Below are 26,520 nucleotides of genomic sequence, written 5' to 3' on the forward strand. Positions count from 1 at the left end.
CGCTTCAATCATGGGCCATTGCTCCCATGACACCCCTGATTGACTCTGAAGCCAAGCGTCGTCGGTCGGAAACTGGCGCACTCACAACGTCATGCCACGAACCTTCTTTGCCTTGACGCGGCCAGTAACGCCCAGCCTCTCGGCTCGCCCGTTCGGCCTCATCACGGCTTTTCAATGATCGCAAATAATTATGACAAATACATCAATATTGAAATATTCCTCAATATTGCATACCTTGACCCTGCCTGACGATGAGACCTGTGCGCCTCACGACTTCAATCACAACAAGGGCTCGAGATGAACAACAACAAGAAAGTTTCCGAATTGCCTTCCTCCACCGTCGATGTGCTGGTCGTCGGTAACGGTCCGGTAGGGGCGACAATCGCGGCGCTGCTCGGCCGCTACGGGGTTACGACCCTGGTGCTGGACAAGCTCCATGACATCGTACTGATGCCTCGTGCCATTGCTCTGGACAACGAGGCCCTGCGCATCCTGCAACTGGCCGGATTGTCGGAGGACGCTTTCGAAAAGATCGCTATCCCTGAAGTGAGGATGCACTCTCCGGTCCTCGGGCAATTCGGTCGTGCCGATACTCAAGGGTGCATCGATGGCCATCCCAAGCTTGTGACGTTCTATCAACCCGACCTCGAACGAGCGATGCGTGGCCAGGTTTCCCGACTGAAATCAGTGACCAGCCTGGGTGGTTTCGAGCTGGAGAGTCTGGTCGAGGAGGCGGATGGCGTGGTCGCCACCGTACGGGATGAAAATGGGCAGTCGCATTCCGTTCGCGCCCAGTACCTGATCGGTGCGGATGGCGCCAGCTCCAGGGTCAGGGCACTGATCGGCCAGGAGTTCGAAGGGCAAACCTATGCAGAGGATTGGCTGATTGTCGATGCCAGGAACCGGCATCAGTCAGCCATTGATCATATCGAGTTTATCTGTGATCCGCGGCGGCCCACGCCGCACATGCCCGCCCCTGGTGGCAGGGAGCGTTGGGAATTCATGCTGCAGCCTGGCGAATCCCGGGAGGAGCTGGAAAGCCCGGAAAGCATCGCGCGGCTCATTGCGCCATGGGTCAATCCGCAGGAACTGGAAATCGAGCGCAAGGCGGTCTATCGATTCCACGCGCGTTGCTGCAATAGATTCAGCAAGGGACGTACCTTCCTCGTCGGCGACGCCGCACACATCACCCCTCCTTTTGTGGGGCAAGGTCTCGTCGCGGGCCTTCGTGATGGTGCCAACCTTGCCTGGAAGCTGGCTTGGGTCCTTCGTGGACACGCCGCGCCTGCGATACTCGATACCTATGATACAGAGCGCCGCCCGCATGCCCAGGCCATGATCAATCTGGCAAAGCTCATGGGTCGCCTGGTGATGCCAAAGAACAAGGTCGCCGCATTCTTCATCCACGGCCTGATGCGCACGCTGGCGTTGACCCCCGCGACCAGAAGGTACTTCGAGCAGTTGGACATCAAGCCGAAAAACACCTTCAAGCACGGCCTGTTCGTGCAGCATCGCAGGGGTGACAAGTTGGTCCGTGGCAGCCTGTTTCCCCAAGCCTGGGTTCGCACCCTGCAAAAGCAGATCAAGCTGAGCGACGACGCACTGGGAGACAACCTGACCCTGGTTGGATTCGGTGTTGACCCGTTGTCGCTGCTCACCACTGATCAGATCGTTTCCTGGGAAAAGATGGGGGGGCACTTTCTGGAGGTCAGACCCCGCGGCCAACGTTCCGGCGGCCGTTGTGACTTCATCGAAGACATGAACCATGACATCCTGCCGCTGGCTGCAAAAGGAACACTGGTCGCCGTTCGTCCTGACCGTATCATCATGCACCACGCCCCCGGTGCAGAGGCCAGCAGACTCCTTCGAGACTGCCGGGGCTTGCTGATGCATGATGACGCCACGCCTGACCGCGTTTCCATTACTATCAACGAGCCCACCCGATTGCGAGCTTGATCATGCCTTTCCCCACACTGTCGTCAGACGATGCCGCGCCCCAACCTCTTACCAGGGGCTACAAGAAGCGTGAGCGCACCCGTCGCGGCCTGGTGGACGCGGCATTGCGTCTGGTTGCACGCAAAGAGGTGGGGGAGATCGCACTGTTGGAGGTGGCCGCGGAAGCGGAGGTATCCAACGGGACCATCTACAACTATTTCCGCACGCGCGACGAAGTGCTGGAGGCGGTGGGCATCGCCATGGCCGCGGAGTTCTCTGACGCCATTTCCGTGTTGACCTCGGACGTGCAGTGCGGTGCGCAGCGGCTTTCGATTGGCGTTCGCATGTTTATCTGTCGGGCCGCTACCGACCATCAATGGGCAAATGCGTTGCTGCGCATCATCCATTTCGATCAGGCAATGCGCTCGCGCCTGGCTACCCACGTACTTGACGATTTGCGCGAGGGGCTGCGTGCGGGCACTTTCGCCTACGTGGACGAAGGCGTTGCCCTGGACATGGTCTTGTCATGCACCACTGGAGCAATGCGCTCGGTTGTCGAGGGCCGTGCAGCGGTGGAACACGATCAGCGGGTCAGCGAAATGGTTCTCCAGGCGCTGGGCGCAACACCTGCCAGGGCCAGGAAAATTGCCAGCAAGCCGCTTCCCGCCTGATCGGATGTCATCCCGACGCTGCCAGTGACTATCCGGCCGAAGCCACTGTTCGAAAATACTGAACATGCATGTTCATTCGTGGGCTGTGCGAAGAGCTAATTTTTAGCCTTTTATGGCTTCGTACGCTCTGTTTTCAAGAGTTATAACGCTTTTCATGGGGATTGACGGATTTAATTCAAAAACCGCTGTTGACGTCAATTGAACACGCGTGTTCAATTGACGTCATAAAGGTAATCCTGGAGAGAGAACCGTGGAATCCCTGAATCCAACGCAACGCCGCCTTCATCAAGCCGCTTTTCGCCTGTTCGCTGAACGAGGTACCTCGCAAGTGAACATCCTGGACCTTGCACAAGCGGCCGGCGTGGCTCGCGGAACGGTCTATAGCAACATCGACAACATGGAAAGCCTGTTCGAGGCAGTTGCCGGGCAGCTTGCGGCGGAGATGCATGAGCGCGTCAGCAAGAGCTTCAACTCCCTGTCCGATCCCGCTCAGCGCCTTGCCAATGGCATCCGGTTCTTCATCCGTCGAGCGCATGAGGATTCCCAATGGGGGGCCTTTATCCATAAGTTCGCCATGAGCACCCCGGCATTGCGCGAAATGTTCAGCGGCCAGGCGACGACCGATCTTCTGAACGGACTTTCCAGTGGGCGCTACACCTTTCGCCAGGAGCAATTGCTCTCGATACTCACGCTGATATCGAGCGGTGTCCTTGGCTCGATCTTCCTGGTGCTGGAAGGGCATAGAACGTGGCGCGAAGCGGGCTCTGACACGGCCGAGCTGGTGCTGCGGGCACTGGGCATTCCACCGCAGGAGGCTCGTGCGCTGGCAACCTCGGAGTTGCCGGTACTGCTGTCACCAGACTGATCACGTAACCCACTCGACCCGATAACACCCCCTGATTTTTCAGGGGGCGGGATAGCTTTGCCTTAAAAAACCGGAAAACAACAACAATGACCCACAAAAAAGAACTGCACCGGCTGGCGACACCGCAACCGGCCCGGCATCCGCAGCCGACAGTGAAGGCGCAGGATCTGACGCACCTGATCTTTCAACGGCCGGACTTGAACCAGGCGGCGTGCTTCCTGACGGACTTCGGCCTGACGGTAGGTCATCAGGACGCCGATACACTCTATCTGCGCGCTACTGAAGCGAGTTCCTATTGCTACCGCGTCCAGCGTGCCGAGCAGGCACGGTTTGTCGGGTTCGGGCTGGCTGTAGAGACTCTCGACGATCTGGAAAAACTGACTCAGATCCCGGGTGCGTCATCGATCGAGAAGTCGGAACATCCCGGTGGCGGGTATTGCGTCCATTTGAAGGATCCTTCCGGTTTCATCGTGGAGGCTGTTTGCGACCGGACGCCAGCCAGACCTTTGGAACATCGGGCACCTCTATCCTGGAACCTGGCGCAGCAGCAACCGCGAATCAACGCCACACAACGCCCGCCGATGGCTCCGCCTGAGGTACTCAAACTCGGTCATATCGTGATTGAAGTGGCCGACTACCAGTCGACCTGTGCCTGGTATACCCGGCATTTCGGATTTATTCCCAGCGATGTGCAGGTACTCCCCGACGGCTCGCCTATCGTTGCCTTCATGCGCCTTGACCTCGGCGAAACGCCCACTGCACACCATACGCTCGCGATAGCGCAGGGGTTCATGGCTGCCTATAGCCATAGTGCCTATGAAGTCGTCGATGCAGATGCGGTGGGCATGGGGCAGCGCGTCCTGCGGGAGCAGGGGTGGGAACACTCGTGGGGGATCGGCCGGCACATCCTGGGCAGCCAGATCTTCGATTACTGGCAAGACCCATGGGGCGATAAGCACGAGCATTACTGCGACGGGGATGTGTTCACGGCCACTCGGCCTACGGGCATCCATCCCGTGAGCCCGGAAGCAATGGCGCAGTGGGGGCAGCGCATGCCCAGGCGTTTCACAAAACCCAAGATGAGCTTCAGCAATGTGCGGGCGCTGGTTCGCAACCTGCGACGCAGCCCGGACTTGACGATTCGCAAGTTGATCACGCTGATGCGGATGTTCGGGTAGAGCAGCCGCCATGTCGGGCATCGCTACCCGGTATAGCCGGCGAGACGTACTCAAAGCCGGAGCCTTGATCGCCAGCGGCTCGTTGCTCTACAGCGTCGCCAGCCCACTCTCAGAACAACACCACAGTTCTCGCGCCATCGAGCGCGGGACAAACGCTGCCCCAGGAGTACCTTCAATGTCCGCTGTACACGTCGTCCGCTTTGAGTTTGAGAACGGTATCCACTGGGGCGTGCTGCGCCAAGACCGTATCACCATTGTCCCGGGCACTTTTGAGACCACGGGTGACTTCATCTGCCAGAACAGTATCGACGACCTCGCTCAACTCGAAGGTTCGCAGTTGGAGGCGCACGAAGTGAAGCTGCTGTCGCCGGTGACCCGCAACCAACAGTTTGTCTGCCAGGGGGCCAACTACCGACAGCACATGATCGAGTCGGGCATGGACCCGGATGCGAAGAAATACAACATGATGTTCACCAAGGCGACCAGCTGCCTGGTGGCCGCAGACAGCGTCCTGATCAAGCCGCGCGCCGTGCGCTTCCTTGACTATGAGATCGAGCTCGGGCTGGTGATGAAACGCGCAATCGGCGGCGCAGTGACCGTCAATGACGCCAACCTGCATGAGTTCGTTGCGGGTGTGGTCATTGTCAACGACTACTCGGCACGCGACATCCAGATCCCTCAGATGCAGTTCTACAAGGGCAAGAGCTTCCGCACTTTTGGCCCGGTCGGCCCGTATCTCTGCCTGCTGGATGCCCGGGACATGCATTACCTGAAAGCCTTGCAGTTGCGCCTGACGGTCAACGGCGAAGTCCGACAAAGCGACAGCACGGCCAACCTGGTATACGGCCCCGCTGAAACCCTGACCGAACTCTCCACCGTCCAGGATCTCGCCCCCGGCGACCTGATCGCCACCGGTACGCCTGCGGGATGCGCACTGACCATCCCTTCGCCGGCCAAACAGCGCATTGCAGCCCTGATGCCGGAAGCCACCAAATGGAAGCTTTTCCTCAAGGCGCAGGAAGGGCGGACGCAATATCTCAAGGCAGGAGACGTGGTCGAGGCGCGCATTCGCAGTGCCGATGGCGTGATTGACCTGGGTGTGCAACGCAACCGAGTCGTAGAGGAGGCCTGAAAATGATGGTGCGATCTCTGAGCGACATTGAAAGTATTGAGCAGGTCCCGCTGGCATTGCGTGGCCTGGCTTCAAGCACTTATGAAGCACTGACCCGGACCGCCGAGCTTGGCCCCAGCGCGCCGGCACTGAGTTTCTTCGCCGACGCTACCCGCTTCAGGAACACCCACCACTGGAGCTATGCCGAACTCGTCGCAGACATCACCCGCGCGGCGAATGCCTTCCACGACCTGGGCATTACTCCGGGTGAAGTGCTGGCCTTCATCCTGCCCAACCTGCCGGAAACCCACTTCACCATCTGGGGGGGTGAAGCGGCCGGTATCGTCATGGCGATCAATCCGCTGCAAGAGGCCAAACAGATAGCGGCCTTGTTGCGGGCCGCGAAGGCCAGCGTGGTGGTCACGCTCGCACCGACTCCGGGCAGCGACCTGTGGCCCAAGCTGGCTTCGCAGCTGGATCAACTTCCCCGGATCAAGCACGTCGTTTGGGTTGGGATGGGGCCCTACGTTGATGTCGCTCAACGTGAATCCCTGGAGTCCCTGGCAGAAAAAGAACGTGAGTTGCACAAGGGCACCACGATTCACGAATTACGCACGCTGATGGATGCTCAGCCAGGCACGCACTTGAAGAGTGCCCGGCTGTTTCGCCCGCAGGATCGTTCCTCTTACTTCTGCACTGGCGGTACCACCGGTCTGCCCAAGATTGCGATGCGTACCCATGGGGCGGAGGTTTTCAACGCGTGGGCCATGGCCACGCACATGCAACCACGCGGGAGTGGTCAGGTCATTTTTTGTGGGTTGCCGCTGTTCCATGTAAACGCTCAGCTGGTAACAGGCCTGATGCCTTGGACCCAGGGTGATCATGTCATCCTCGGCACGCCGCAGGGTTATCGCGGTGAGGGTGTGATCCCGTGCTTCTGGGAGATGGTTGAGCACTTCGGCATCAACTTCTTTTCCGGTGTTCCAACCGTCTATTCCGCACTGTTGCAAAACGAGCTGGAAGGCCGCGACCTGTCCAGCCTTCGTTATGCCATGTGTGGCGCCGCGCCGATGCCGGTCGAACTTTTCCGGGCGTTCGAAGGCCGGACCGGGGTGAAGATCCTCGAAGGTTATGGACTCACGGAAGGCGCGTGCGTCTCCTCGGTTAACCCGCCCCATGGCGAGCGCTACATCGGCTCCATCGGTATACGGATTGCCTATCAGGACATGCGCGCCGTCATGCTCGATGAGGCTGGAGAGTATCTGCGCGATGCTGACCCCAGCGAAATTGGCGTGATCACCATCACAGGTCCGAACCTGTTCGAGGGTTACGTTGAGGACAGCCATAACCGGGGTCTGTGGATCAACATAGATGGTGAGCGCTGGCTGAATACGGGCGATCTGGGGCGCCAGGATGAAAATGGCTACTTCTGGCTGACCGGGCGCAAGAAGGAGCTGATTATCCGCGGTGGCCACAATATCGATCCCAAGCAAATCGAAGAGGCTCTGCAAGCCCACCCGGCGGTGGCGTTGGCGGCGGCCATCGGCAGCCCGGACGCCTATTCGGGCGAAGTGCCGGTCGCCTACGTGCAACTGCGACCAGGCCACGTCTGCAATATTGAAGAACTTGAGCAATTTGCCCAGCACCACATCAGTGAGCGGGCGGCCATACCCAAGCGGATCGAAATCCTCGAAGCACTGCCATTGACGGCCGTTGGCAAAATCTTCAAGCCCGCCTTGCAGCAGCGCGAAGTGACCCGAACAGTTCGGCAGGAAGTGGAACGCATGTGTCTGAAGGACATTGCGGTCGAGGTCATCCAGCATGAACAACGTGGGTTAGTCGCGTGCATCCGGGCCGGAACAGATCAAGAGTCTTTGGCCCTCCTTCTTGGTCGCTATAGCTTTCAAGTGGAGTGGCTCAAATGATCCCGGCTTCGTAAATTCGGCACCTCGGCCCAGTCGTCAGACAGGGCCTTTCACAACTTCGAACAACGCCTGCCGGCACTGCCAAGTGCACCGGAAGGCGAAGCCTTGCCTGCGCACCAATCTATAAAAACAATACGAGGTGGGAAATGAAACTGAGCAACCGTGCAACTCCGTGTCTCTCGGCTGTGCGAGAAGTGTCTTCCTGGATCAGATTCACAGGTGCCGCGGCAATACTCAGCGTTTCAACAAGTGCAAGCGCCAATGGCATTGCCCTTAACGAACAAAGTGCAAGCAGTGCGGGAACTGCTTATGCCGGAAGGTCGTCTTCCGCGCTGGATGCCAGCACTATCTTTGGAAACCCTGCAGGTCTGACCAAATTGAAACGTACCGAGATTTCCGGCGGAGCCGCAGTCGTCTCGGTGAGCGACGACATTAGTAATGCGCAAAGCAGTGCCCCAGGAACGAATAAGGGGGACTCGGTCCCTTTGGGGGTTGTGCCCTTTGCCTATATGTCGACGCCGCTTGACGACCGTTTTTCCATTGGTCTGGGCCTTTATGCTCCGAGTGGTCTGATCAATGATTACGAGAGCAGTTTTCAGGGCCGTTACCATGGTTCCTATAGCACGACCAAGGAAATAACCCTGCAGCCCACCATTGCCTGGCGGATCAATGATTACGTGTCCATTGGTGGCGGACCGACCCTGAACCGTTTCAATGCAAAGCTTCAGAATTACCTGGCCACCGGCGCCCTGAACAACGGCCAGGACACACTGGTCACGATCAAAGGCGATGACACGGCACTTGGCTACAACGTCGGCGTCTTGTTTGATTTGAGTGAAGCGACCCGTTGGGGGATTAACTATCACTCGAAGGTGAGCTATGAACTCAAAGGGCATACTCAGGTTTCCGGCTCGCCGAGCGTTATCCCGCTGGACGGAAACTATGACAACAAGATAGACCTCACGATGCCCGAATCCGTGGATACGTCCATCACCCATCATTTCAACAGTCGCTGGACGGGATACCTGGGGACTACCTGGAAACGTTGGAGCCGGATCAAGAAGGTCGAGGCAGTCAACAGCGGTCTTTCCCCCTTGGGGCAGGCGGCGGGTCTGGGAAGTGTGACCGAAGAAATGAACTGGCACGACACGTGGTCCACCGCAGTGGGCGCCTCCTGGCAATTGAACCAACAATGGCTGCTGCGCGCCGGCTACGCCTATGATCCGTCGCCCATTGGAAATGCCGATCGCAGCGTGCGTGTTCCGGTCGGGAATCGCCAGGCCGTGACCCTGGGTGGTGCTTATTCGCCCAGTCCAGATCTGACGATAGACTTTGCTTATGGTTATCTCTGGGATTCCAAAGTCTCGGTGAAGCAGTCGAACAACTCCGGTCTTCAACCGGAATACAGTGCCAACTACCGCAATAGTGCGAATGGCGTTTCAGTGCAGGCAACCTATCGGTACTAAGCGACACCTGGTTCCTTGCTGTCGGTGCACTCTGGTCATTCGGGGGGCAGGGCGGAGTGGTTGATTTCGCCTTGCAGCAACGCCAGGGCCCGATCAAAGTCGAAGCGTTCAAGCTGCTGGGCCACTCGGCTCAGACGCCTGGCCAATGCATTATCGAGAGACAACCGACGCAACTCATCAAGCGCTTCAAAGGCTGCGGTGTCACTCTCGGCCAATAATTGCCCGAGCCGAGTGAGCTGGTCACCGAGTTCCGCCTCGGCCTGCGGCGGCTTCGCCCCTGAAGCCGTTTTTTCCTCGGGCAAAACCGCCAGCGCGCTCAATACGGGTATCAAACACCGACTGACCTCGGTCAAGTGAGCTTGCACGCCATCGCTCGGCTCGCCAGCCCGGCACGCTTGCTCCAGTTGTGCTGCAGCCTGTGCCAGCGCCCTGGCGCCGATGTTCCCCGCGTTACCATGCAGCGTGTGAGCCACTCGAACCGCCGCCGTCGGATCGGCGTCGGCGATTGCCGTTTTGAACTGTTCGACGAAGCTCTTCTGGGTCGCGTGGAATGTGCGCAACAGTCGCAAGTAAAGGGCCGTCTTGCCCGAACAGGCAGCCAGCCCGGCGACCTGATCGATGCCTGCAAGCTCGGCGGGCAACTGTCCGGATGTGTCGGCAACGGTCACCTCCCGCGCCCGGCCGCCACGCCCGGGCCGTGGCGTGATCCACCTGGCCAGCGTGGCGAACATGCCGTCTACGTCCAATGGCTTGGACAGGTGGTCATTCATGCCGCAGGTCAGGGCGCGTTCGCGGTCCCCGGCCATGGCGTCGGCGGTCATGGCGATGATCGGCAACGCCGCGAAGTTCGATTGCTGGCGAATCCTGCGTGTCGCGGTATAGCCGTCCATCACTGGCATCTGGCAGTCCATCAGCACACCGTCGAAATCGCTGTCCCGTGCCAACCAGTCGAGTGCCTGTTGGCCATCATCTGCCAGCTCGAACTCGATGCCTGCCTCTTGCAGCAAGTCGCACGCCAGCTCCCTGTTCAGTTCGTTGTCCTCCACCAGCAGCAGGCGCGCACCCTTCAGGCGTGCCATGTTGTCAGCGCTCTGCTCGGTGCGCTCATGGGCGCGGGTACCGGTTTGGGGCACTTTGCCGAACACTGTGCCTATGGCTTCGAGCAAGGTGGACGGGGTGACCGGCTTGGTCAGCACCACCGGCAGATGGACGTCCTGGTGCCTGGCCTGTTCAAGTAATTCCTCGCGATCAAGGGCGGTGACCATGATGACTGACGGTGTGCGTGTCAGGTTGGCGGAGCGCATCTGGCGGACCGTCTCCACCCCATTCATGCCCGGCATTCGCCAGTCCATCAGGACCAGGTCGAAAGGCAGCGAATCTTTCTCGGCCTGCGCCAGCATGCGCAGGGCCATGCGACCACTTTCGGCAACGTCCACTTCGACACCGAAGCTGTGCGCCATGCCCGAAAGAATTTCCCGGGCACTGGCATTGTCATCGACCACCAGCACGCGGATACCCAACAGCTCCTCGGCGGTGAACATGCGTCGCGCGGTCGCCGCTGTCTGCAGGCCCAGACTCACGCAAAAGTGAAACGTCGAACCGCTGCCCAGTGTACTTTCGACCCAGATGCGGCCTCCCATCATTTCCACCAGACGCTTGGAAATCGCCAGGCCCAGGCCGGTCCCTCCGTACTTGCGAGTCGTGGAACTATCGGCCTGGATGAAAGACTGAAAAACTCTCTGGCATTGCTCTTCGCTCATGCCGATGCCCGTGTCGCGCACCCAGAAATGCAGCTCGACCTTGCCCTCGTCACTTCCGACGCGCTCGATGCCCAGCACAATTTCACCCTGTTCGGTGAATTTCGTCGCGTTGTTGCCCAGGTTGGCCAGGACCTGGCCCAGCCGCAGCGGGTCGCCAATCAGTGCGGTCGGCAAATCGGCAACCGTGCTGTAGAGCAGCTCCAGGCCTTTATCCTCGGCCCTCAGGCCCACCACGTTGGTGAAGTTCTCCAGCACGTCTTCCAGGCGGAACGGAATAAGCTCCAGGTCCATCCTGCCGGCTTCGATCTTGGAGAAGTCGAGGATGTCGTTGATGATCCCCAGCAGGCTTTCCGCCGAGCGATGCACCTTCACAATGTAGTTGCGTTGCCGGTTATCGAGGTCGGTGCGCAGCGCCAGGTGACTCATGCCGATAATGGCGTTCATCGGCGTGCGGATTTCATGGCTCATGTTGGCGAGGAATTCGCTCTTGGCCCGTGTCGCCTCTTCGGCGATCTCCCGGGCGTGCTGCACCAGTGCCTCGGCGGCCTTGCGGTCGGTGATGTCGTAATACCAACTGGCGCTGATGTTGCGCTCTCCGAGTGCCAAGGGTACGGCCGAGAGCAACACCTCGAAACGCTTTCCTCCATCGCGCTGCAGGCTGGCCTCGAAGTTTAAGACCGCGCCCTTGGCGGCTGCGGCCAGGAAGCGGTCGTGTGCCTGTGCATCGCACCAGAAGCGACTTTCGTCCATTTCGCCAAGTTGCTCGCGGCTGACGCCGAACAGGCCCTCCAGCTCCGGGTTGCAGTAACTCAGGCGGCCATCATCGTCACGGATCAGCATGGCCACCGGACTGCTGTCCAATACCGCACGCAACTGCGTTTCGCTGGATTTGACCGCCGCTTGCATCTGCCGACGCTCGCTGACATCGCGAACCGAAGCGCAAATGCACGTGCCACGCCCCTCCAGAAGCGGCAAGTGCGACAGGCCGATCTCCACGGAAAACAGGCTGCCATCCTTGCGAAGGCCTTTGAGGTCGTCCAGGTTCGCGCCCATCTGCCGGGTGCTGCCATGGGCGATGAAGCCATTGCGCAATGTCACATGCCGGCCGCGCGCCGCGTCAGGCACCAGCCGCTCGATGGTCTCGCCCACCAACTCACCCGTGGCATAACCGAACAGCGTGTCCAGCTGCGGGTTGGTCATCAGGATCGCGCCCTCGGCATTGATGACGATCATGCCGTCCGGTGCCGCCTCGAGGATCGCGCGATACCAGGCCTTGGTGGCACGCAACGCGGTCTGTTGTGCTTCCAGCTCCTTCGATTGCAACTCCAGCCGCAAGGCCTGCTGACCCATTTCGTCGGCCTGGCGCCGGGTCTCGATCAGCAAGGATTGCACCGCCAGATGACGCTCCATCACCGCCATGGCGCCGGCCAGGCGTGGCATGGCCTCCTGCAACAGCGACTGCTCACGGGCCCCCAGCGGTTGATAACCCGCCAGCTCGAGCATGCCGAGCAGACGCTCACCACGCAAAACCGGCTGCACCAGCAGATAGCTGGCCGGCACTTCACCCAACTGCGAATGTAACCGTCCGAGCGGCTGCGTCAGCCCCTGCAATTCTCGGGGCGCACGATCCAGCGCGCATTGCCCTAGAAGGCCGGCTCCCAGAGCCACCGTCGGCGCCGGCGGGTAATCGGGATCGGTCGCGTAGCTGCCAATCAATTGCAGGCTTTTATCCTGCTCTTGCACGCTATAGAGCACGCCCCGGCAGATGCCGAGCATGCTCGCCATGTGCCGTAAAAAGACCTGGGCCAGCTCCCGTGGCGTTTCCGCATGTGGCAAGTCGGCCTGGAGTTGCTCGGTTTGCGCCTTGACCCAGCGCTGGCGCTCCAGTTGTTGCGACTCGGTCTGCAGCATCGCGATTGCACGCGCCAGATCACCGGTTTCATTTTGCAGATCGGTATAGGGAATCGTCCCGTCCAGTCGGCCGGCGGTCAGCTCGTCAACGGCGGCGCGCACCCGGTCAAGGGGCAGGCGAATCGAACGGCTGATCAACCAGCCCATCAACAATGCCAGTGTCAGGCCGCCCAGCAGCAATTGATAGGTGAGCCGGGTGCTGCGCCCGGCAAAGTCTGCGATCTGTTTGGCCGTGTCATGAATGGAGGCCTGTTTGATTCGCGCCATCTGTTTGAGCAAGTCGTCTCCCTGCTCATCCAGCCCCTGGAACTCGACGCTATCGATCAGCCGCAACGCTCGCGCTTGATCTCCTGCAGCGGCCAGTTCCAGTGCTGCCTCACCGTCGTGCAGAAAACGCTTCAGCAAAACCTCGAACAGGGCGAATCGTTCTTGGTTTTCCTGGCGCCAGAGGGTCGGTTGTACCTGCAGCAGCGCCACTTGAAGATGTTGTCGAGCCTCACCAAATTGCTCGACGCCCTTGCTACGAACATCTTCGCTGTTGCCACCGACGGCATGCTGCAATCCCTGCATGAGATGCGGCATCAGCACCCGCGCTTCCTGCAAGGGTTCGATGCCCGCCAACTCTTGCTGGTACAGCCGCTGCATATCCGTTTCCAGCAAATCCTGGGTACGCAGGCTCTGCGCGCCAAGCACCAGAACCAGCATCCCCAGCGTCGCGAAACCGAGGATCAACTTGATGCGCAGGGGCAGTTTTTCCAGCAGGGCGAGCACTCTGGTCATTGTAGGTCCCCGTTGATGTAAAACCGGCGTGTTGACCGTTCAGGGTTTCTGGACAGTGCGTTGCAGGTCGACCAGCCGGGCCATGTCCTGGTCGCTGTCCGCAAAACGTTCGGCGATGACATGGAATTGCTCGGCGTTGGCAAGGAAAGCATCACAGACGTCTGGGTCGAAGTGAGTCGAACGCCCCTGTCGAATGATCTCCACGGCCTGTTCGTGCGGCATTCCAGCCTTGTACACACGACGACTGATCAGTGCGTCATAGACATCTGCCACCGCCATCAATCGGGCACTCATCGGGATTTCTTCGCCAACCAGTCCCTGCGGGTAGCCGCTGCCATCCCACTTTTCCTGGTGGCTGTAGGCGATTTCCTTGGCCATGCGCAGAAAGTCCACCGAAAGGCCCAACTGATCCTCGGCACGTTGAATGGCATCGCGCCCCAGGGTGGTGTGGGTTTTCATGATCTCGAATTCTTCCGGGGTGAAACGCCCCGGTTTAAGCAGGATGTGATCAGCAATGCCGATCTTGCCGATATCGTGCAGCGGTGCCGACCTGAACAACTGGCGGATGCTGTCATCGTTCAGGAATTGACTGAAACGCGGATGATCGCGCAACAGTTCAGCCAGCAGCCTGACGTAGTGTTGAGTACGACGGATGTGGTTGCCCGTTTCGTTGTCGCGGGTTTCGGCCAGTGAAGCCATGGCCTGGATAGTGACGTCCTGAATGGCCATCACTTCACGGGTGCGGCGCTGGACCTCCAGTTCGAGGAAGTCATTCTGATCGCGAAGGAAGTCAGCCGCGGCCTTGATCTTCAGTTGGGTCTGCACCCGGGCCAGGACCAATGGCGGACTGATCGGCTTGGTGATGTAGTCGACCGCGCCCAGCTCCAGGCCCTGGATTTCGTTTTCCATTGACGCCAGGGCAGTGAGAAAAATAATTGGAATCTGGCGGGTGCGCGGATCTTTCTGCAGGTGCCGGGCCACGTCATGACCCGACAACCCCGGCATCATGATGTCGAGCAGGATCAGGTCCGGCAGCGGATTACTTTGTAGCACGCGTAACGCCGCTTCGCCGCTGTTGGCGGCCTTGACCCGAAACTTGTCCTTGAGCAGGTCGGTCATCAGCATCAAGTTGTCTGGCGTGTCATCGACCACCAGAACGGTGGCCGCAGGATAAACATCCTGTTCAATGTCCATGTCTTTAGGCTCCGCTGCCCTATGAAGGATTGCGCAAAGTTCCTCCATTGCAGACAAGCGTAGCTCTATTCATGGCAATTGCCGGGCATCGGCTCACCCCCCCTGAAGGGCCGCTTGCTTACCCGAAGCCTGGCGGCATCAACAGCAGGTGGTGTCCGGTTCTTCTGGCGCGACTCCAAGGGGATAGAGTCGATCATCAAACTGACTCAAGCGCGGGTACGCGATGGGGTGATCCTCGCCGATGTTTTCCAGGCGTTGGCGGTACCCCTTCAGGAAATCCTGTCGAGCTTCATCCGTGATGTACGGCACATGCCAACCGACAAATGGCTGCAGCACGTCCATGCCGACATAGGCCAGGGTTCCGCGCAGTAGCGGGCGCAGCATGTCTTCCAATGGACCATGGATGGCGTTGTCGCCGAACATGTGTTCGCGCCCGCCCAGGGTCACGGTCACCAGGGCTTTCTTGCCGCGCAGACCGCCCTGATCGTAGAAACGCTTGCCGCCGTAACAGATGCCGGACACCAGAACCCGATCGATCCAGCCCTTGAGGATGGCCGGTGTCGAGAACCAGTAAACCGGGAAGTTGAGGATCAGCAGGTCCGCCCACAACAGCTTGTCCAACTCTTGCTGGATATCGGCGGCGAGTGTCTGTTCTTGGCTGCTGCGTCGTTGCTCAAGTGCGTAGACCAGATACTCGGGGTTTTCCCGGGCGCGGAAATCCCCGGCACCGGCCACCGGATTCCAGTTCATTTCGTACAGGTCGGATACCCGGACCTGATGCCCTTGGGATTGCAGGGTCTCAACCGCTTGGTCGCGCAAGGCGGCGGTGAAGGATTTTGGTTCGGGATGGGCATGTACGATTAAGACATTCATGGCGATTCCTTGAATTCGCGAAGGGCTGAGTGAAGTGCACTCGCGCCGGTCAAAAGTAGGTGGGCCATGTGCGCATTTCGTGGCGCCCGATGCCGTTATTGATGGCGCGCCGCTGTGCCGCCAGTGCCTCGACGAGAAAACGACGGGTTTCTCCCGGCGTAATCACCTCGTGAGTGCCCAGCGCACCGGCCAGTGCAAAGGCCGAGGTGTCTTTTGAGAATTCAGCGTACAGGCGCTCGTAGCGCTCGGGATCCGTCTCGCGCGTCACGTCATGCACGACGCTGACCGCCACGCCCGGGTCGACGAAGCTGACGTCGGCCGAGCACCAGGCGGCCGACTGGTCGCTGTTGCGGCCACCGCCGAAATTCAGATAGGCCTGGCCGAAACTCTTGCGCACGATCACCGAGAGCTTGGGTACCGAGCACAGTTGTACGGCGTGGATCATGTTCATGATGTGCGCCGGTGCGCTGCGTTTCTCGCCTTCGATGCCCACGAGGAAGCCAGGCGTATCGACAAGAAACACCAGCGGAATGTTGAACGAGTCGCACATTGCGATGAAGCCGGTGGCCTTGCGGCAGGCATCGGCGTCCAGCGCTCCGCCCTTGAATTGCGGATTGGAGGCGACGATCCCGATGCTGGCGCCTTCAAGGCGGGCGAGAGCGGTAACGACCGAGCGGCCGAATCGGTCCTTGAGCGCAAACAGGCTGTCGCGATCGACCAGCGTCGCCAGCAGCTTGCGCATGTCGTAGGTTTTGCTGCGCTCCACCGGGACGATGGTTTCCGGGCCCGCCGGGTCCGGTCGATCCTCGGGTCCGCAGGGCAGGAGGGCGGGTGTTTCATTCGAGTGAGAGGGCAGGTAGCTGAGAAACTGCCGGATAGCGGTCAATGCTTCCTGGTCAGTGTTGACCACCCTGTCGGCCAGCCCGGTGATTTCAGCATGCATGCGCCAGCCGCCGAGTTCTTCGGCGTCCGAGGATTCACCGATCGCCACGGAGGTGACTTTGGGGCTGGAGACGGCGAGCAATGCACCCTTGCGCATGACGGTGAAGTCCGCCAGGCACGAGTACCAGCTTGCCGATCCAAAACACGGGCCCAGTACCGCGCTGACCCACGGGGTTTCGCGGCGCCGGCAGTATTGCTGGGCGTCCTGACCGGCACTGGCCATGCTCGCTGCGCCCATCGCGTCCTGCATGCGCTGGCCGGACGATTCGCCAAGAAAGATCAGCGGCATGCCATTGCGGGTGGCGCATTCCTTCATGTAAGCGATCTTGCGTGCATTGATCCATGAAGACGACGCACCTTTGACCGTCATGTCGTTGGACACCACGGCCACCCGACGCGAATCGATGCGACCGAAACCGGTGATCTTGCCGTCCGCCGGCGTGCTGTCCCGGTCCTCGGGCCGGGAGGCGTGGGCGAGCATGCCGATTTCGCTGAACGACTGCGGGTCGAGCAGGCCCTCCAGTCGTTCGCGTGCATTGAGCACGCCAGCCTCGCGACGCGCCTGGAGCTTGGCCTCGCCACCCATTTGCAGGGCGTTTTCGCGGCGGGCTTGCAGTTGCTGTTCCGGTGATGGATGTTCGCAGGTCATCGTGAGGTCTCATTGGGAACCATGACGACACGTCCGACGATTTCGCCGTGACGCAATGTGCGCAGGACTTGCGGCACTTCGTACAGACGGGCGCCATCGCCCCAGTCGAACAGACGAAGGGCCTGCAGGGTGCGGATCGGGATTGTCGTCTTCATGGTCGATCACCCTTTGCCAGAACCAGGGTCATGAACGCCGACATCAACAGCCCGCTGGCCTGGACCAGGCAACTGCTGGCGTTGGCGACCTGGCGCCCGGCGCATTCGCCACGCAGCTGACGCACAGATTCGATTATCAATTGCATGCCGAACTGGCCGGAGTGGTTGAAGGCCAGCCCGCCACCGGAGGTATTGACCGGCAATGCACCGCCGGGCGCGGCAATGCCGCTGCGCAAAAACGCGCCGCCCTGGCCGGGTGGGCAGAAACCCAGGGCTTCGAGCGCGACGAGCACGTTGATGGTGAACGCATCGTAGATCTGCACCATGCTCAATTCGTCGCGCGCGATGCCGGACATGCAAAGCGCACGCTCGGCGCAGTCGGCGATGACGCCAGGGGCGAGCCAGTCGGTCGAGCCCAGCGGCGTGACGTGGTGCCGGTAGGTATCGGCGTAGCCACGGATGTACACCGGCGGTTTCGCCAGCGTGCGTGCGCGGTCGGCTTTGGTGAGAACCAACGCACCGGCGCCGTCGCTGACCAGGCAAATATCGGCCTTGCGCAGCGGGTCCGAGATCAGTGGCGACGCCAGGTACTCCTCCATCGTCAGCGGTTTGCGCAGCGTCGCCTGAGGATTCAACTGTGCCCAGCGTCGTGCGTTGATCGCCACCTCGCCGAGGTCCTCCTCGCTCGCGTGGTAACGATGCAAATACTGCTGCGCGAGCATCGCGTACCAGCTGATCGGACTCAGTACACCGTAAGGCGCAACAAATTGTCCCGACGGCGAGCGCGGGTCGTTGATGACGCCGCCGCGATTGCGGCTTTGATCCAGTCGCTGGGTACTGCCGTAGGTGACCAGCGCCACCGAGCACAACCCCGTCTCGATCGCGGCCATGGCGTGGATCAAATGGGTGAGCGGCGAACCGCCGCCGACCACCGTGCTGTCGACATGACGCGGCGTGATGCCCAGGTACTCGCTCACCAGCAGCGCGTTGGCGCGGTCGTCCCAGTGCGCGAAAACCCCATCGACATCGGCCAGGGTGAGGCCGGCATCGAGCAGGGCGTCACGGGCCGAGCGGCATTGCAGCGACAGTGCGGTGTCGCCAGGCGCCGCCTTGCCAAGCCCGGCCTCGCCGACACCGACGATGGCGTAGCGGCCCGCGAGGTGGGAAGGGTCGTTGCTCATGCTTGCGCCTCCTGGGCGACGAGCTGCGCGCGCACGTCTTTCTTCAATACCTTGCCGACCGGACTGCGCGGCAGGCTCTCCCAGAACAACACTTGCTTGGGCGTTTTCAGGCTGCCGAGTTTTTCGCGGCAGATCGCGACGAATTCCTCGGCGGTCGCGCTGGCGCCGGCCTTGAGTTCGATCACGGCGATGACTTTCTCGCCCCAGTCGGCATCGGGCAGTCCGACCACCGCACAATCCATCACCGCCGGATGCGCCCAGATCACTTGCTCGATCTCGCTCGGGTAAATATTGAAACCGCCGGAGATGATCATGTCCTTGGTGCGATCGACGATGTACAGATAGCCGCCTTCGTCGAACACGCCGATGTCGCCGGTGTGATGCCAGCCGAAGCGGCGGGCCTCGGCGTTGGCTTGCGGATTGTCGTAGTAACCCGGCGCGACCAGCTCGCCGCGGGCGACGATTTCGCCGCGTTCGCCAGGCTCGACGAAGCGTCCTTCTTCATCCATCAGCGCCACTTCGCAGGCCCCGGTGGGGCGACCGGCCGAGCCCAGGTGCTTGCCGTCGCGCATATGGTCTTCGCGAGTCAGCAGAGTGATCACCCCAGGCACTTCGGATTGACCGTAGGCCTGCATGAACACCGGTCCCCACAGGGCAATGCCCTCGCGCAGCTTGTCCACGGACATCGGCGCCGCGCCGTAGATCACGTATTCCAGTGAGGAGCAGTCGCGGGTCCGGGCATCCGGGTGCGACAGCAGTCGGTAGATCAGGGTCGGCGGCAGGAACAGGTGGGTGATGCGTTCGCGCTCGATGGTTTCCAGCACGACACCCGGATCGGCGGACGCTGCGATGACGTTGCGCGTGCCGAAAATCGACAGCGCCATGGCGGTCGCGCCAGCGGCGTGGGTCAGTGGTGCCACGACCAGGTGCGCCGGGCTTTTCGCCGGTGGCATGAACTGATTGCTGATGCGGTAGCAGGCCAGCAGCGCGCGGTGGCTTTGCATAATCGCTTTCGGCCGGCCGGTGGTGCCGCCCGAGGATTTGATCAGGGCGGTGTCGTCCAGCGAGTTACGCACGGTGCAGCGCTGGCCGGCGTGTTCGCGACACCAGTCGGCGATGCTCAAACCGGCGATTGGCTGGTCCAGGCCGATCACCGTGGTCAGCGTCGGTACGCCTGCGCGGATGCGTTCGGCATGTTCGGCATACTGGGAATGCAGGACCAGCACCGACAATTGGGTGAAGCTCATGAACCAGATCAGGCTGTCGATCGAGTCGCGGGCGTTGAGCGGCACGAACGTCGCCCCCGCACGCAATGCGCCCAGCATGGCGACGAAACCCAACGGGTGATTGGGTGCCAGCACGCCGACATGGGCGGATCGCAGGCGCAGCAGGGACAGGGCATGACCGATCGCGTGGGATTCGGCCTGCACCTGGGCGTAGGTGAGGCTGAAGCCGGTGCCTTGCAGGCAGGTGTTATCGGGATGGCGATTGGCGCCGGCATCGAAGTAGTCGGTGATCATTTCCATGGTGACGGCTAATCCAAAAGAGTGAACTGGGGCAGCGTGCAGGATTCGCTGACGGTTTCGAAACAGACCCTGACGGCGGCGCCGATCCGCACGCGCTCAAGGTCGGCGTCGAGGATGTTGGCGACCAGCCGGACGCCTTCATCGAGGTCGATCAGCGCGACGACATAAGGCAGCCGGCCCTCGAAGGCCGGCGACGGGGCAATGCGGCTGACCGTCCAGGAATAGATGCGCCCCTGGCCGCTGGCATCGATCCACTCGATGCGCTCGGACAGGCAGCCGATGCAGAATGCGCGCGGGTAGAACTGGCAGTTGCCGCAACTCGCGCAACGCTGGATGACCAATCGTTGTTCCTGCGCGGCCGCCCAATAGGCGGCCGTTTCGGCGGTGGGTTGCGGCAGTGGTCGTGTCGGGATGGAAGTCGACATGGCAGCCTCAGTGAGTGCGCAATTCGAAACCGGCCATGGCGATATGCACATGACGTTGTTCTGGCAGCCCGGCCAGACCGGCGATCAGCTCGTTCAGCGGACGACGCACACTGAAGGTGTCGTCGATCGCGGTCGGAATCAGGCCGGTGATTTTTTCGTCGCCGTACATGGCCCGCAGCAGCAGTTCATCGTCCGACAGGCCGGGATAGCGGCGACGCAGCTCAGGGACTCTTGGCGCCAGCAGCGGTGGTTGCATGGCGATTTCGCGGGAACCGTTGGCGAGCACACGATCCTTGACGTCGGGGTCCACCGGCAGTGGCAGGGCGCCGAAGTAGCCGCACACGTACTTTTTCACTTCATCCGGCACCACCTTGTAACGCTCGCCGCTCAGCACGTTCATCACCGCTTGCGCGGCGATCATCGCGGGGAAGGGCGTGGCCATCACCGGCGAGCCGAGTTCAACGCGGATGCGCGCGATCTCTTCGAGCACCACCGGCAGCTTGTCGGCGATGCCCGCCAGTTGCAGCTGCGATTGCAGGTTGGACATCGCGCCCCCGGCGTACTGGGTGACAAAGTGCGCCGGGTCGTATTCCGCCGGGACGCCCACGGGGAAGCCGTTTTCTTCGGCGATGCCGGTGAGGTAGTCACCGACTTCGTCTGCCGCGCGGTCGTCGAAACTGACCTCCAAGCCGATCTCGCGCAGGTTGCGCGCCAGCATCTGTGCCGACGGCCCGGCGTTGCCGTTGGCCAGCGGATCGATCGAGCACAGCAGGCGGTCGGCACCGTGCACCGCCGCCTCCAGCGCCACCAGCGAACCGGTGGCGTTCAGGCAATGGGTGAGCACTTCCAGCGGGCGGTCGCCGATCACGGCTTTGATCGCCGGCACAATGCTGCGCACTTGCTCGACAGTCATGCTGCCGCCGGCATCGCCGAAGGCAAAGGCGTCGATGTCGAAGCGCTCGATCGCCTCGCGCGCCTTGGCGGCGTAGAACGCTGCGTCGTAGCCCGGCGCCAGGTTGTAGATCATCGCCAGGGTGGTCGTAGCGCCCAGACGCTTGGCGGTGGCGATGGCCGGGACGAGGTTGTCCCAGCAATGCAGGGAGTCGAGGAAGCCGATATCCCGCGCACCGTTGGCGACCAGGCGTTCGACGTACAACTCGCTCAGGTCGTCCGGCTCGGGGTAGAAGCTGCGCAGCATGTTGCTGCGCACGATGCCACGCAGCGGCGTGTGGCGGATGCGCTCGGACAACAGGCGCAGCCGTTCCAGCGGGCTCTGGTTGAGGAACAATACACTGGCGTCGAACTGCACCAGGGCAATGGCTTCTATCGCATCGAAGCCCAGGGCATCCAGACGCTCGGCCATCGGCAGCATGTGCTCGGTGCGCATGCGCGTGGCCCACAGGCACTGGTGCGCGTCACGCAAGGTGGCATCGACCAGCTGGATTCGGCGACGTTTGCCGGTGCGGATGAACTCCGCATTCACTTTTTCGCGTAGTTGATTCAGCACATGTCACCCCTTGCTGTGTTCGAGATGGATGGACAGGCCCGGGCCTGTGACACTCAGTACGGTGTAGCCGGGCCAGCGTTGCAGCAGCCCTTGGGTCAGGGCTTGCTCGGGGGTGCGGATTTCATACTCAAGCTTCTGAAAAGGCGGCAGTGCCGGGCAGCCGCAGATCAGGGCGGCCAAGGCATCATCGGTGGACAGATTGATCGGGCGGCACGGCGTCGCGACCGCGCCGATGCGTTGTTGCAGGCGGGTCAGTGACGTGTCGATCGGGCCGTAGCAGCCTTGCAGCCAGCGGCGCAAGGCGGGTTGCAGCGTGGCATAGCGTGGTTCGGCATCCAGATGTTCGAGTGCCTGTCGTGCAATCGCCTGTGCGAAGGGCGGCAGCATCGGCGGGTTACCCAACTCCTGGCGTATGCGCGTGCACTCGCGGGCAAACCCGAACAGATCCGCCAGGCGTCCGCGCGAGCGCAAGGCCTGCATGGCGTCGGCGGCGATTTCACCTGGCAGTTGATGTTCGTAAGGCGCCAGGTCGAATGCCCAGGGCTGGCTTTCGGGGAAGCCTTGCTGATCCGCCACGGCGGCGAACTGGTCCTCGGCTGCTTTTATACGGTCCGGGTCCGGGGCTAGCAGCGACAGTTCGAGCAACGCCGCGGAGCGCACCAGCAGGGGCAGCGCAGGCGTCGATGCACCATTGGCGACACAGGGCAGCGCGGCATCGAGACGTTCGATGCCCAGTCGGATCGCCTCCAGTGCCACCTGCGGGCCGAGCCCGGTATGGCAGCGAGTGTGCAGGTCCAGCGGCGTGCCATCGAGGCCATCGCGCAGTGCTGAAAGCAACCCGGGCAGGCGATCGACATGCAGCAGGCCGGCTTCGTCGCGCAACATGATGCGCTGTGCGCCGGTCTGGGCGAGTCGTGCAGCCGCTGCCGAATAGTGGGCATCGCTGTGTTCATCATCGTCGACGTAGGGCAGGGCGGCGATGACGCTCAGGCCGTTGGCCAAGGCCATTTGCACAGCGCTGTCCAGACGCTGGAAATCCAGCTGCGGATCGATCAATACGACCTCGCTGATGCCATGCCGGGCGAGCATTCGCAGCCAGGTGTTCAGTGCCTCGCCCGACAGCACATCGATATAGCCATGGGTCGCCAGCAGATTCACCGTGGCGCGCAACGGCGTGCCATTGGCGCGCTCGCGCAGCGCAGCAACGCGTTGCAGCGGGTTTTCCTCACGGCTGACGCACTGGGCGATCACCGCCGGGCTCAAGACTTCGATGGCGGCAAGACGCGCGTGCCCCAGCGAACTCATCGTCCCCAGCAACATCGCGGTGCTGGCGGCACCACCCCAGACAGCGGTCTGGCCGTCACTGAGGCTGACATCGACCAAAGTAGTCATGCTCATGCGCGCTCCCTGGCTTGTTTCAACGCCTGCTTGCGGGCCGGTACGAACACGTCTTCGACCCAGCGCGTGGTGACGCGGCCGGCGACGAAATCCGGATGATCGAGCACGGCGTGGTGGAAGCTGGCGGTGGTCGACAGACCAACGACTTTCATGTCCTCGAGCGCCTTGCGCATCAGCACGATCGCCTCACCGCGCGTCGGCGCGTGCACGATCAGTTTGGCCAGCAGCGAATCATAGAACGGCGGCACGGTGGCACCGCTGAAGCAGTGGGTGTCGACGCGCACGCCCTGGCCCTTGGGTGCCAGCCACTCGCTCACCAGGCCGGGGCTGGGCAGGAAATTGCGGTCCGGGTCTTCGGCGTTGATCCGGCATTCGATGGCATGACCGCTCAGCTTGACGTCGGCCTGAGTGAACGACAGCGGCAGGCCGGCGGCGATGCGGATCTGCTCGGCCACCAGATCGAAGCCCGTGATCATTTCCGTCACCGGGTGCTCGACCTGGATGCGCGTATTCATTTCCAGGAAATAGAACGCGCCGTCACGGTCATCGACTACGAATTCGATGGTACCCGCGCCGAAGTAACCGACGTTTTTCGCCAGACGCACGGCGCATTCACCCATTTGCTCACGGGTTTGCGCGGCGAGGCTGGGGGAGGGGGCTTCCTCGATCAACTTCTGGTGACGACGCTGGGTCGAGCACTCGCGCTCGCCCAGGTGCACCACGTTGCCGTGGCGATCGCCCATGATCTGGATTTCGATATGCCGCGCCAGTTCGATGAACTTCTCGACGTACAGGGTCGGATCGCCAAAGGCTGCCTGGGCTTCCGAAGAGGCCGAGCGGAACGCCGCCTCGGCCTCTTCATCGCTGCGCACGATGCGCATGCCACGTCCGCCGCCGCCGGCGGTGGCCTTGAACAGCACCGGATAGCCGATCGCGCTGGCGATGCCGCGTGCGGTCTCGGCATCGGCCACCGCATCGGAACCGGGGACGCGTGGCACTTCGGCTTTTTCCGCCAGACCGACGGCGGTGATCTTGTCGCCCATCGAATCGATGATCTGTGCCGACGGACCGATGAACACCAGCCCGGCGTCTTCGCAGGCCTGGGCGAAATGCGAGCGTTCGGACAGGAAGCCGTAGCCGGGGTGGATGGCGTCGCAGCGATGCTCCAGCGCCGTACGGACCAGCAACTCGGCGCACAAATAGCTTTGCGCGGCGGGCGGCGGGCCAATGATCACGCACTGGTCGGCCAGGCGGGCGGCCAGGCTGTCGCTGTCGGCTTCGGACACCGCCGCCACCGATTCGATACCCAGGGTCTTGCAGGCTCGCACGATGCGAACGGCGATTTCGCCACGGTTGGCGATCAGGACCCGACGAATGTCACGGGTTGCCACGGGAATGCTGCTCATCAACGAGCCTCCGATTCAATAATCATCAAGATCTGGTCGCGCTCAACCATCTGCAGGTCCTGGGCGACGATGCGCACCACACGGCCCTTCACCGGGGAGGCGAGGGTGTTGAAGAGCTTCATGGCCTCCACCAGGCACAGCGGCGCGCCGGTTTCCACCAGGGTGTTTTCTTCAACGAACGACGCCTGGTCGGGGCTGGGTTTGCGATAGAAGGTGCCCATCATGGTCGCCCGCACGGCCACCTGGCCCTCGGCGATTTCAGGCTCGCTCGCGGCTGCCGCAGGGGCGGCGGCCGATGCGGTTGTTGCCGGCGCGGCGCCTTGGGCAGGCGCCAGCGAGCGCTGGATCGTGCCTGATTTGCTGGCGGTCAGCGTGGTGTCACCGACGCGGACTTCAAGGAAGTCCAGGTGGGTCGTGTGATCCAGGATCTCCAGGATTCTTCGTGCTTCTTTATGTGTGAGCGACATGCCTCGGCCTCTTGTTGTTCGAATTGCCTGGTCGGATAAAAACATCGAAACGTATGATTGTCAACAATCGTACAATCATGTAATTTGCAGTTCGTGAGCCAAGGCGTTCGCACAGCGCTGGATACAAAAAGCGTAGCCCGCGACGGCCAGAGGCCTGGCGATTTCAGAAAACAGTGGTGTTTTGGAGGGGGCGAGAATGAGTACAATCGCGGTTAAGTCGGATGTCGCGGGTACGGTGTGGCAGATCCATGTCCGCGAAGGCGACATCGTTGAAGAAGATCAGACCCTGGTCATCATGGAGTCCATGAAGATGGAAATCCCCTTGATGGCGCTCGAGTCCGGTCGAGTAGTGAGTGTTCTCGTTGCCGAAGGCGACGTAGTGAAAGATGGCCAGGATGTTTTGCTGATGGAGTGCGATTGAAGTCTATGTCAATGAATGCAGGTTCGGCGTCGGCCGCCAAGGGCGGTAGTGCAATAGGTATCACGCGGGCCGGTCGCCAGCGCGTTCTGACGATGCCGGAGCAGATTGCCGAGAGCATTACGCTGTCGATTTTGCGCGGTGAATACGGGCCGGGCGATTCGGTGCGTGAGCAGGAGTTGGCCGATCACTTCCAGGTCAGCCGTGGTCCGATCCGCGAAGCCCTGCGCATTCTCGAGAAAGTCGGCGTCGTGACCATCGTGCCGCAGCGTGGCGCGCATGTGACTTCATTGAGCAGGCAGGAAATCGACAACCTGTTCGAGATCCGCGCGGTGCTGGCCGGATTGCTGGCCAAGTACCTGGTCGATCTCGATGCATCGGTCGTCAACCAGATGGACGCCATCGTCACCCGGCTTGAACTGATCGCCGGGCAAGCCGATGCGCTGGACGAGTATGCCCAGGGCAGTTATCGCCTGAGCACGGTGTTGTTCCAGTCCTGCGGCAACAAGCAGTTGGCAGAACTGATGGGTGCACTGGCGATCCAGACCGCACGCTACACCCGCTTGGGCTTGCGTTCACCGGAGCGTCGGCAGGCTTCCGCCGTTTATTGGCGCGGGTTGGTCGAGGCACTTGGGCAGAACAACAGTAGCGCCGCCGGCAACCTGATGGTCGAGCTGATCAACGCTTCCCATCAAGCGGCATTGAACCACTTGGAATAACCGTACACAGGGGGCACAACACTCCCTAGTGCTGTGTCTAATTGTCGACAATAAGACA

Annotated in this window: 21 protein-coding genes; 9 read left to right on the forward strand and 12 right to left on the reverse strand. The window is 61.3% G+C overall.

Annotated elements, in window-relative coordinates:
* The first annotated feature begins 297 nt into the window (after window positions 1-297).
* The 7 genes from mhpA (at window position 298) to AB7M25_RS12580 (ending at window position 9,151) form a co-directional block, all read left to right on the forward strand.
* On the forward strand, window positions 298-1,956 hold the full coding sequence (gene mhpA / locus AB7M25_RS12550) for a bifunctional 3-(3-hydroxy-phenyl)propionate/3-hydroxycinnamic acid hydroxylase MhpA (RefSeq protein WP_429518731.1): 1,659 nt from the start codon (window positions 298-300) through the stop codon (window positions 1,954-1,956).
* A gap of 2 nt (window positions 1,957-1,958) precedes the next feature.
* Complete coding sequence (locus AB7M25_RS12555; RefSeq protein WP_454237386.1) at window positions 1,959-2,606, forward strand: TetR/AcrR family transcriptional regulator; 648 nt, start codon at window positions 1,959-1,961, stop codon at window positions 2,604-2,606.
* A gap of 250 nt (window positions 2,607-2,856) precedes the next feature.
* Window positions 2,857-3,471, forward strand: coding sequence for a TetR/AcrR family transcriptional regulator (locus tag AB7M25_RS12560; protein WP_429560703.1), 615 nt, complete (start codon window positions 2,857-2,859; stop codon window positions 3,469-3,471).
* Between the two features lie 86 nt (window positions 3,472-3,557).
* Window positions 3,558-4,649, forward strand: a complete 1,092-nt coding sequence (locus AB7M25_RS12565; RefSeq protein WP_454237387.1) for a VOC family protein — start codon at window positions 3,558-3,560, stop codon at window positions 4,647-4,649.
* A gap of 175 nt (window positions 4,650-4,824) precedes the next feature.
* Entirely contained in the window at window positions 4,825-5,781 is a 957-nt protein-coding gene (locus AB7M25_RS12570; protein WP_454237388.1) for a fumarylacetoacetate hydrolase family protein, read from the forward strand.
* A 2-nt stretch (window positions 5,782-5,783) separates the two neighbouring features.
* Window positions 5,784-7,685, forward strand: a complete 1,902-nt coding sequence (locus AB7M25_RS12575) for an acyl-CoA synthetase (RefSeq protein ID WP_454237389.1) — start codon at window positions 5,784-5,786, stop codon at window positions 7,683-7,685.
* Between the two features lie 146 nt (window positions 7,686-7,831).
* Window positions 7,832-9,151, forward strand: a complete 1,320-nt coding sequence (locus tag AB7M25_RS12580; protein WP_429384730.1) for an outer membrane protein transport protein — start codon at window positions 7,832-7,834, stop codon at window positions 9,149-9,151.
* A gap of 35 nt (window positions 9,152-9,186) precedes the next feature.
* Here AB7M25_RS12580 and AB7M25_RS12585 read toward each other — a convergent pair whose 3' ends face one another.
* The 12 genes from AB7M25_RS12585 to AB7M25_RS12640 all read right to left on the reverse strand — a co-directional run bounded on the left by AB7M25_RS12585 (window position 9,187) and on the right by AB7M25_RS12640 (window position 25,325).
* The gene (locus AB7M25_RS12585; protein WP_454237390.1) at window positions 9,187-13,602 is read right to left on the reverse strand and encodes a response regulator; all 4,416 of its coding nucleotides are present in this window, start codon (window positions 13,600-13,602) and stop codon (window positions 9,187-9,189) included.
* Window positions 13,603-13,641: 39 nt separating this feature from the next.
* Window positions 13,642-14,796, reverse strand: coding sequence for an HD-GYP domain-containing protein (locus tag AB7M25_RS12590; RefSeq protein WP_454237391.1), 1,155 nt, complete (start codon window positions 14,794-14,796; stop codon window positions 13,642-13,644).
* A gap of 138 nt (window positions 14,797-14,934) precedes the next feature.
* Window positions 14,935-15,669: an NAD(P)H-dependent oxidoreductase gene (locus AB7M25_RS12595; protein ID WP_454237392.1), complete on the reverse strand. Its 735-nt coding sequence runs from the start codon at window positions 15,667-15,669 to the stop codon at window positions 14,935-14,937.
* 49 nt (window positions 15,670-15,718) lie between these two features.
* The gene (locus AB7M25_RS12600; protein ID WP_454237393.1) at window positions 15,719-17,260 is read right to left on the reverse strand and encodes an acyl-CoA carboxylase subunit beta; all 1,542 of its coding nucleotides are present in this window, start codon (window positions 17,258-17,260) and stop codon (window positions 15,719-15,721) included.
* Window positions 17,257-17,415: a hypothetical protein gene (locus tag AB7M25_RS12605; RefSeq protein ID WP_454237394.1), complete on the reverse strand. Its 159-nt coding sequence runs from the start codon at window positions 17,413-17,415 to the stop codon at window positions 17,257-17,259. The genes AB7M25_RS12600 and AB7M25_RS12605 overlap by 4 nt, the downstream gene beginning before the upstream one ends.
* Window positions 17,412-18,596, reverse strand: a complete 1,185-nt coding sequence (locus AB7M25_RS12610) for a thiolase C-terminal domain-containing protein (RefSeq protein ID WP_454237395.1) — start codon at window positions 18,594-18,596, stop codon at window positions 17,412-17,414. Before AB7M25_RS12610 ends, AB7M25_RS12605 begins: the two co-directional genes overlap by 4 nt.
* On the reverse strand, window positions 18,593-20,122 hold the full coding sequence (locus AB7M25_RS12615; RefSeq protein WP_429384710.1) for an AMP-binding protein: 1,530 nt from the start codon (window positions 20,120-20,122) through the stop codon (window positions 18,593-18,595). Before AB7M25_RS12615 ends, AB7M25_RS12610 begins: the two co-directional genes overlap by 4 nt.
* Window positions 20,123-20,130: 8 nt before the next feature.
* Window positions 20,131-20,547, reverse strand: coding sequence for a Zn-ribbon domain-containing OB-fold protein (locus tag AB7M25_RS12620; RefSeq protein WP_429518721.1), 417 nt, complete (start codon window positions 20,545-20,547; stop codon window positions 20,131-20,133).
* 7 nt (window positions 20,548-20,554) lie between these two features.
* On the reverse strand, window positions 20,555-22,054 hold the full coding sequence (locus AB7M25_RS12625) for a hypothetical protein (protein WP_454237396.1): 1,500 nt from the start codon (window positions 22,052-22,054) through the stop codon (window positions 20,555-20,557).
* 3 nt (window positions 22,055-22,057) lie between these two features.
* Window positions 22,058-23,452: a hypothetical protein gene (locus tag AB7M25_RS12630; protein WP_454237397.1), complete on the reverse strand. Its 1,395-nt coding sequence runs from the start codon at window positions 23,450-23,452 to the stop codon at window positions 22,058-22,060.
* On the reverse strand, window positions 23,449-24,858 hold the full coding sequence (gene accC, locus AB7M25_RS12635; protein WP_429384698.1) for an acetyl-CoA carboxylase biotin carboxylase subunit: 1,410 nt from the start codon (window positions 24,856-24,858) through the stop codon (window positions 23,449-23,451). The genes AB7M25_RS12630 and accC overlap by 4 nt, the downstream gene beginning before the upstream one ends.
* Window positions 24,858-25,325 (reverse strand): acetyl-CoA carboxylase biotin carboxyl carrier protein, encoded by a 468-nt coding sequence (locus tag AB7M25_RS12640; RefSeq protein WP_429384695.1) that lies wholly within the window; start codon window positions 25,323-25,325, stop codon window positions 24,858-24,860. The genes accC and AB7M25_RS12640 overlap by 1 nt, the downstream gene beginning before the upstream one ends.
* Window positions 25,326-25,521: 196 nt before the next feature.
* On the opposite strand from AB7M25_RS12640, the gene AB7M25_RS12645 reads away from it, so the two are divergent.
* Window positions 25,522-25,746, forward strand: a complete 225-nt coding sequence (locus tag AB7M25_RS12645; RefSeq protein WP_102699883.1) for an acetyl-CoA carboxylase biotin carboxyl carrier protein subunit — start codon at window positions 25,522-25,524, stop codon at window positions 25,744-25,746.
* A 5-nt stretch (window positions 25,747-25,751) separates the two neighbouring features.
* Window positions 25,752-26,462 (forward strand): GntR family transcriptional regulator, encoded by a 711-nt coding sequence (locus AB7M25_RS12650; RefSeq protein WP_429384691.1) that lies wholly within the window; start codon window positions 25,752-25,754, stop codon window positions 26,460-26,462.
* Window positions 26,463-26,520: the final 58 nt, after the last annotated feature.

Source organism: Pseudomonas sp. AP3_22 TE3818, assembly GCF_053628995.1.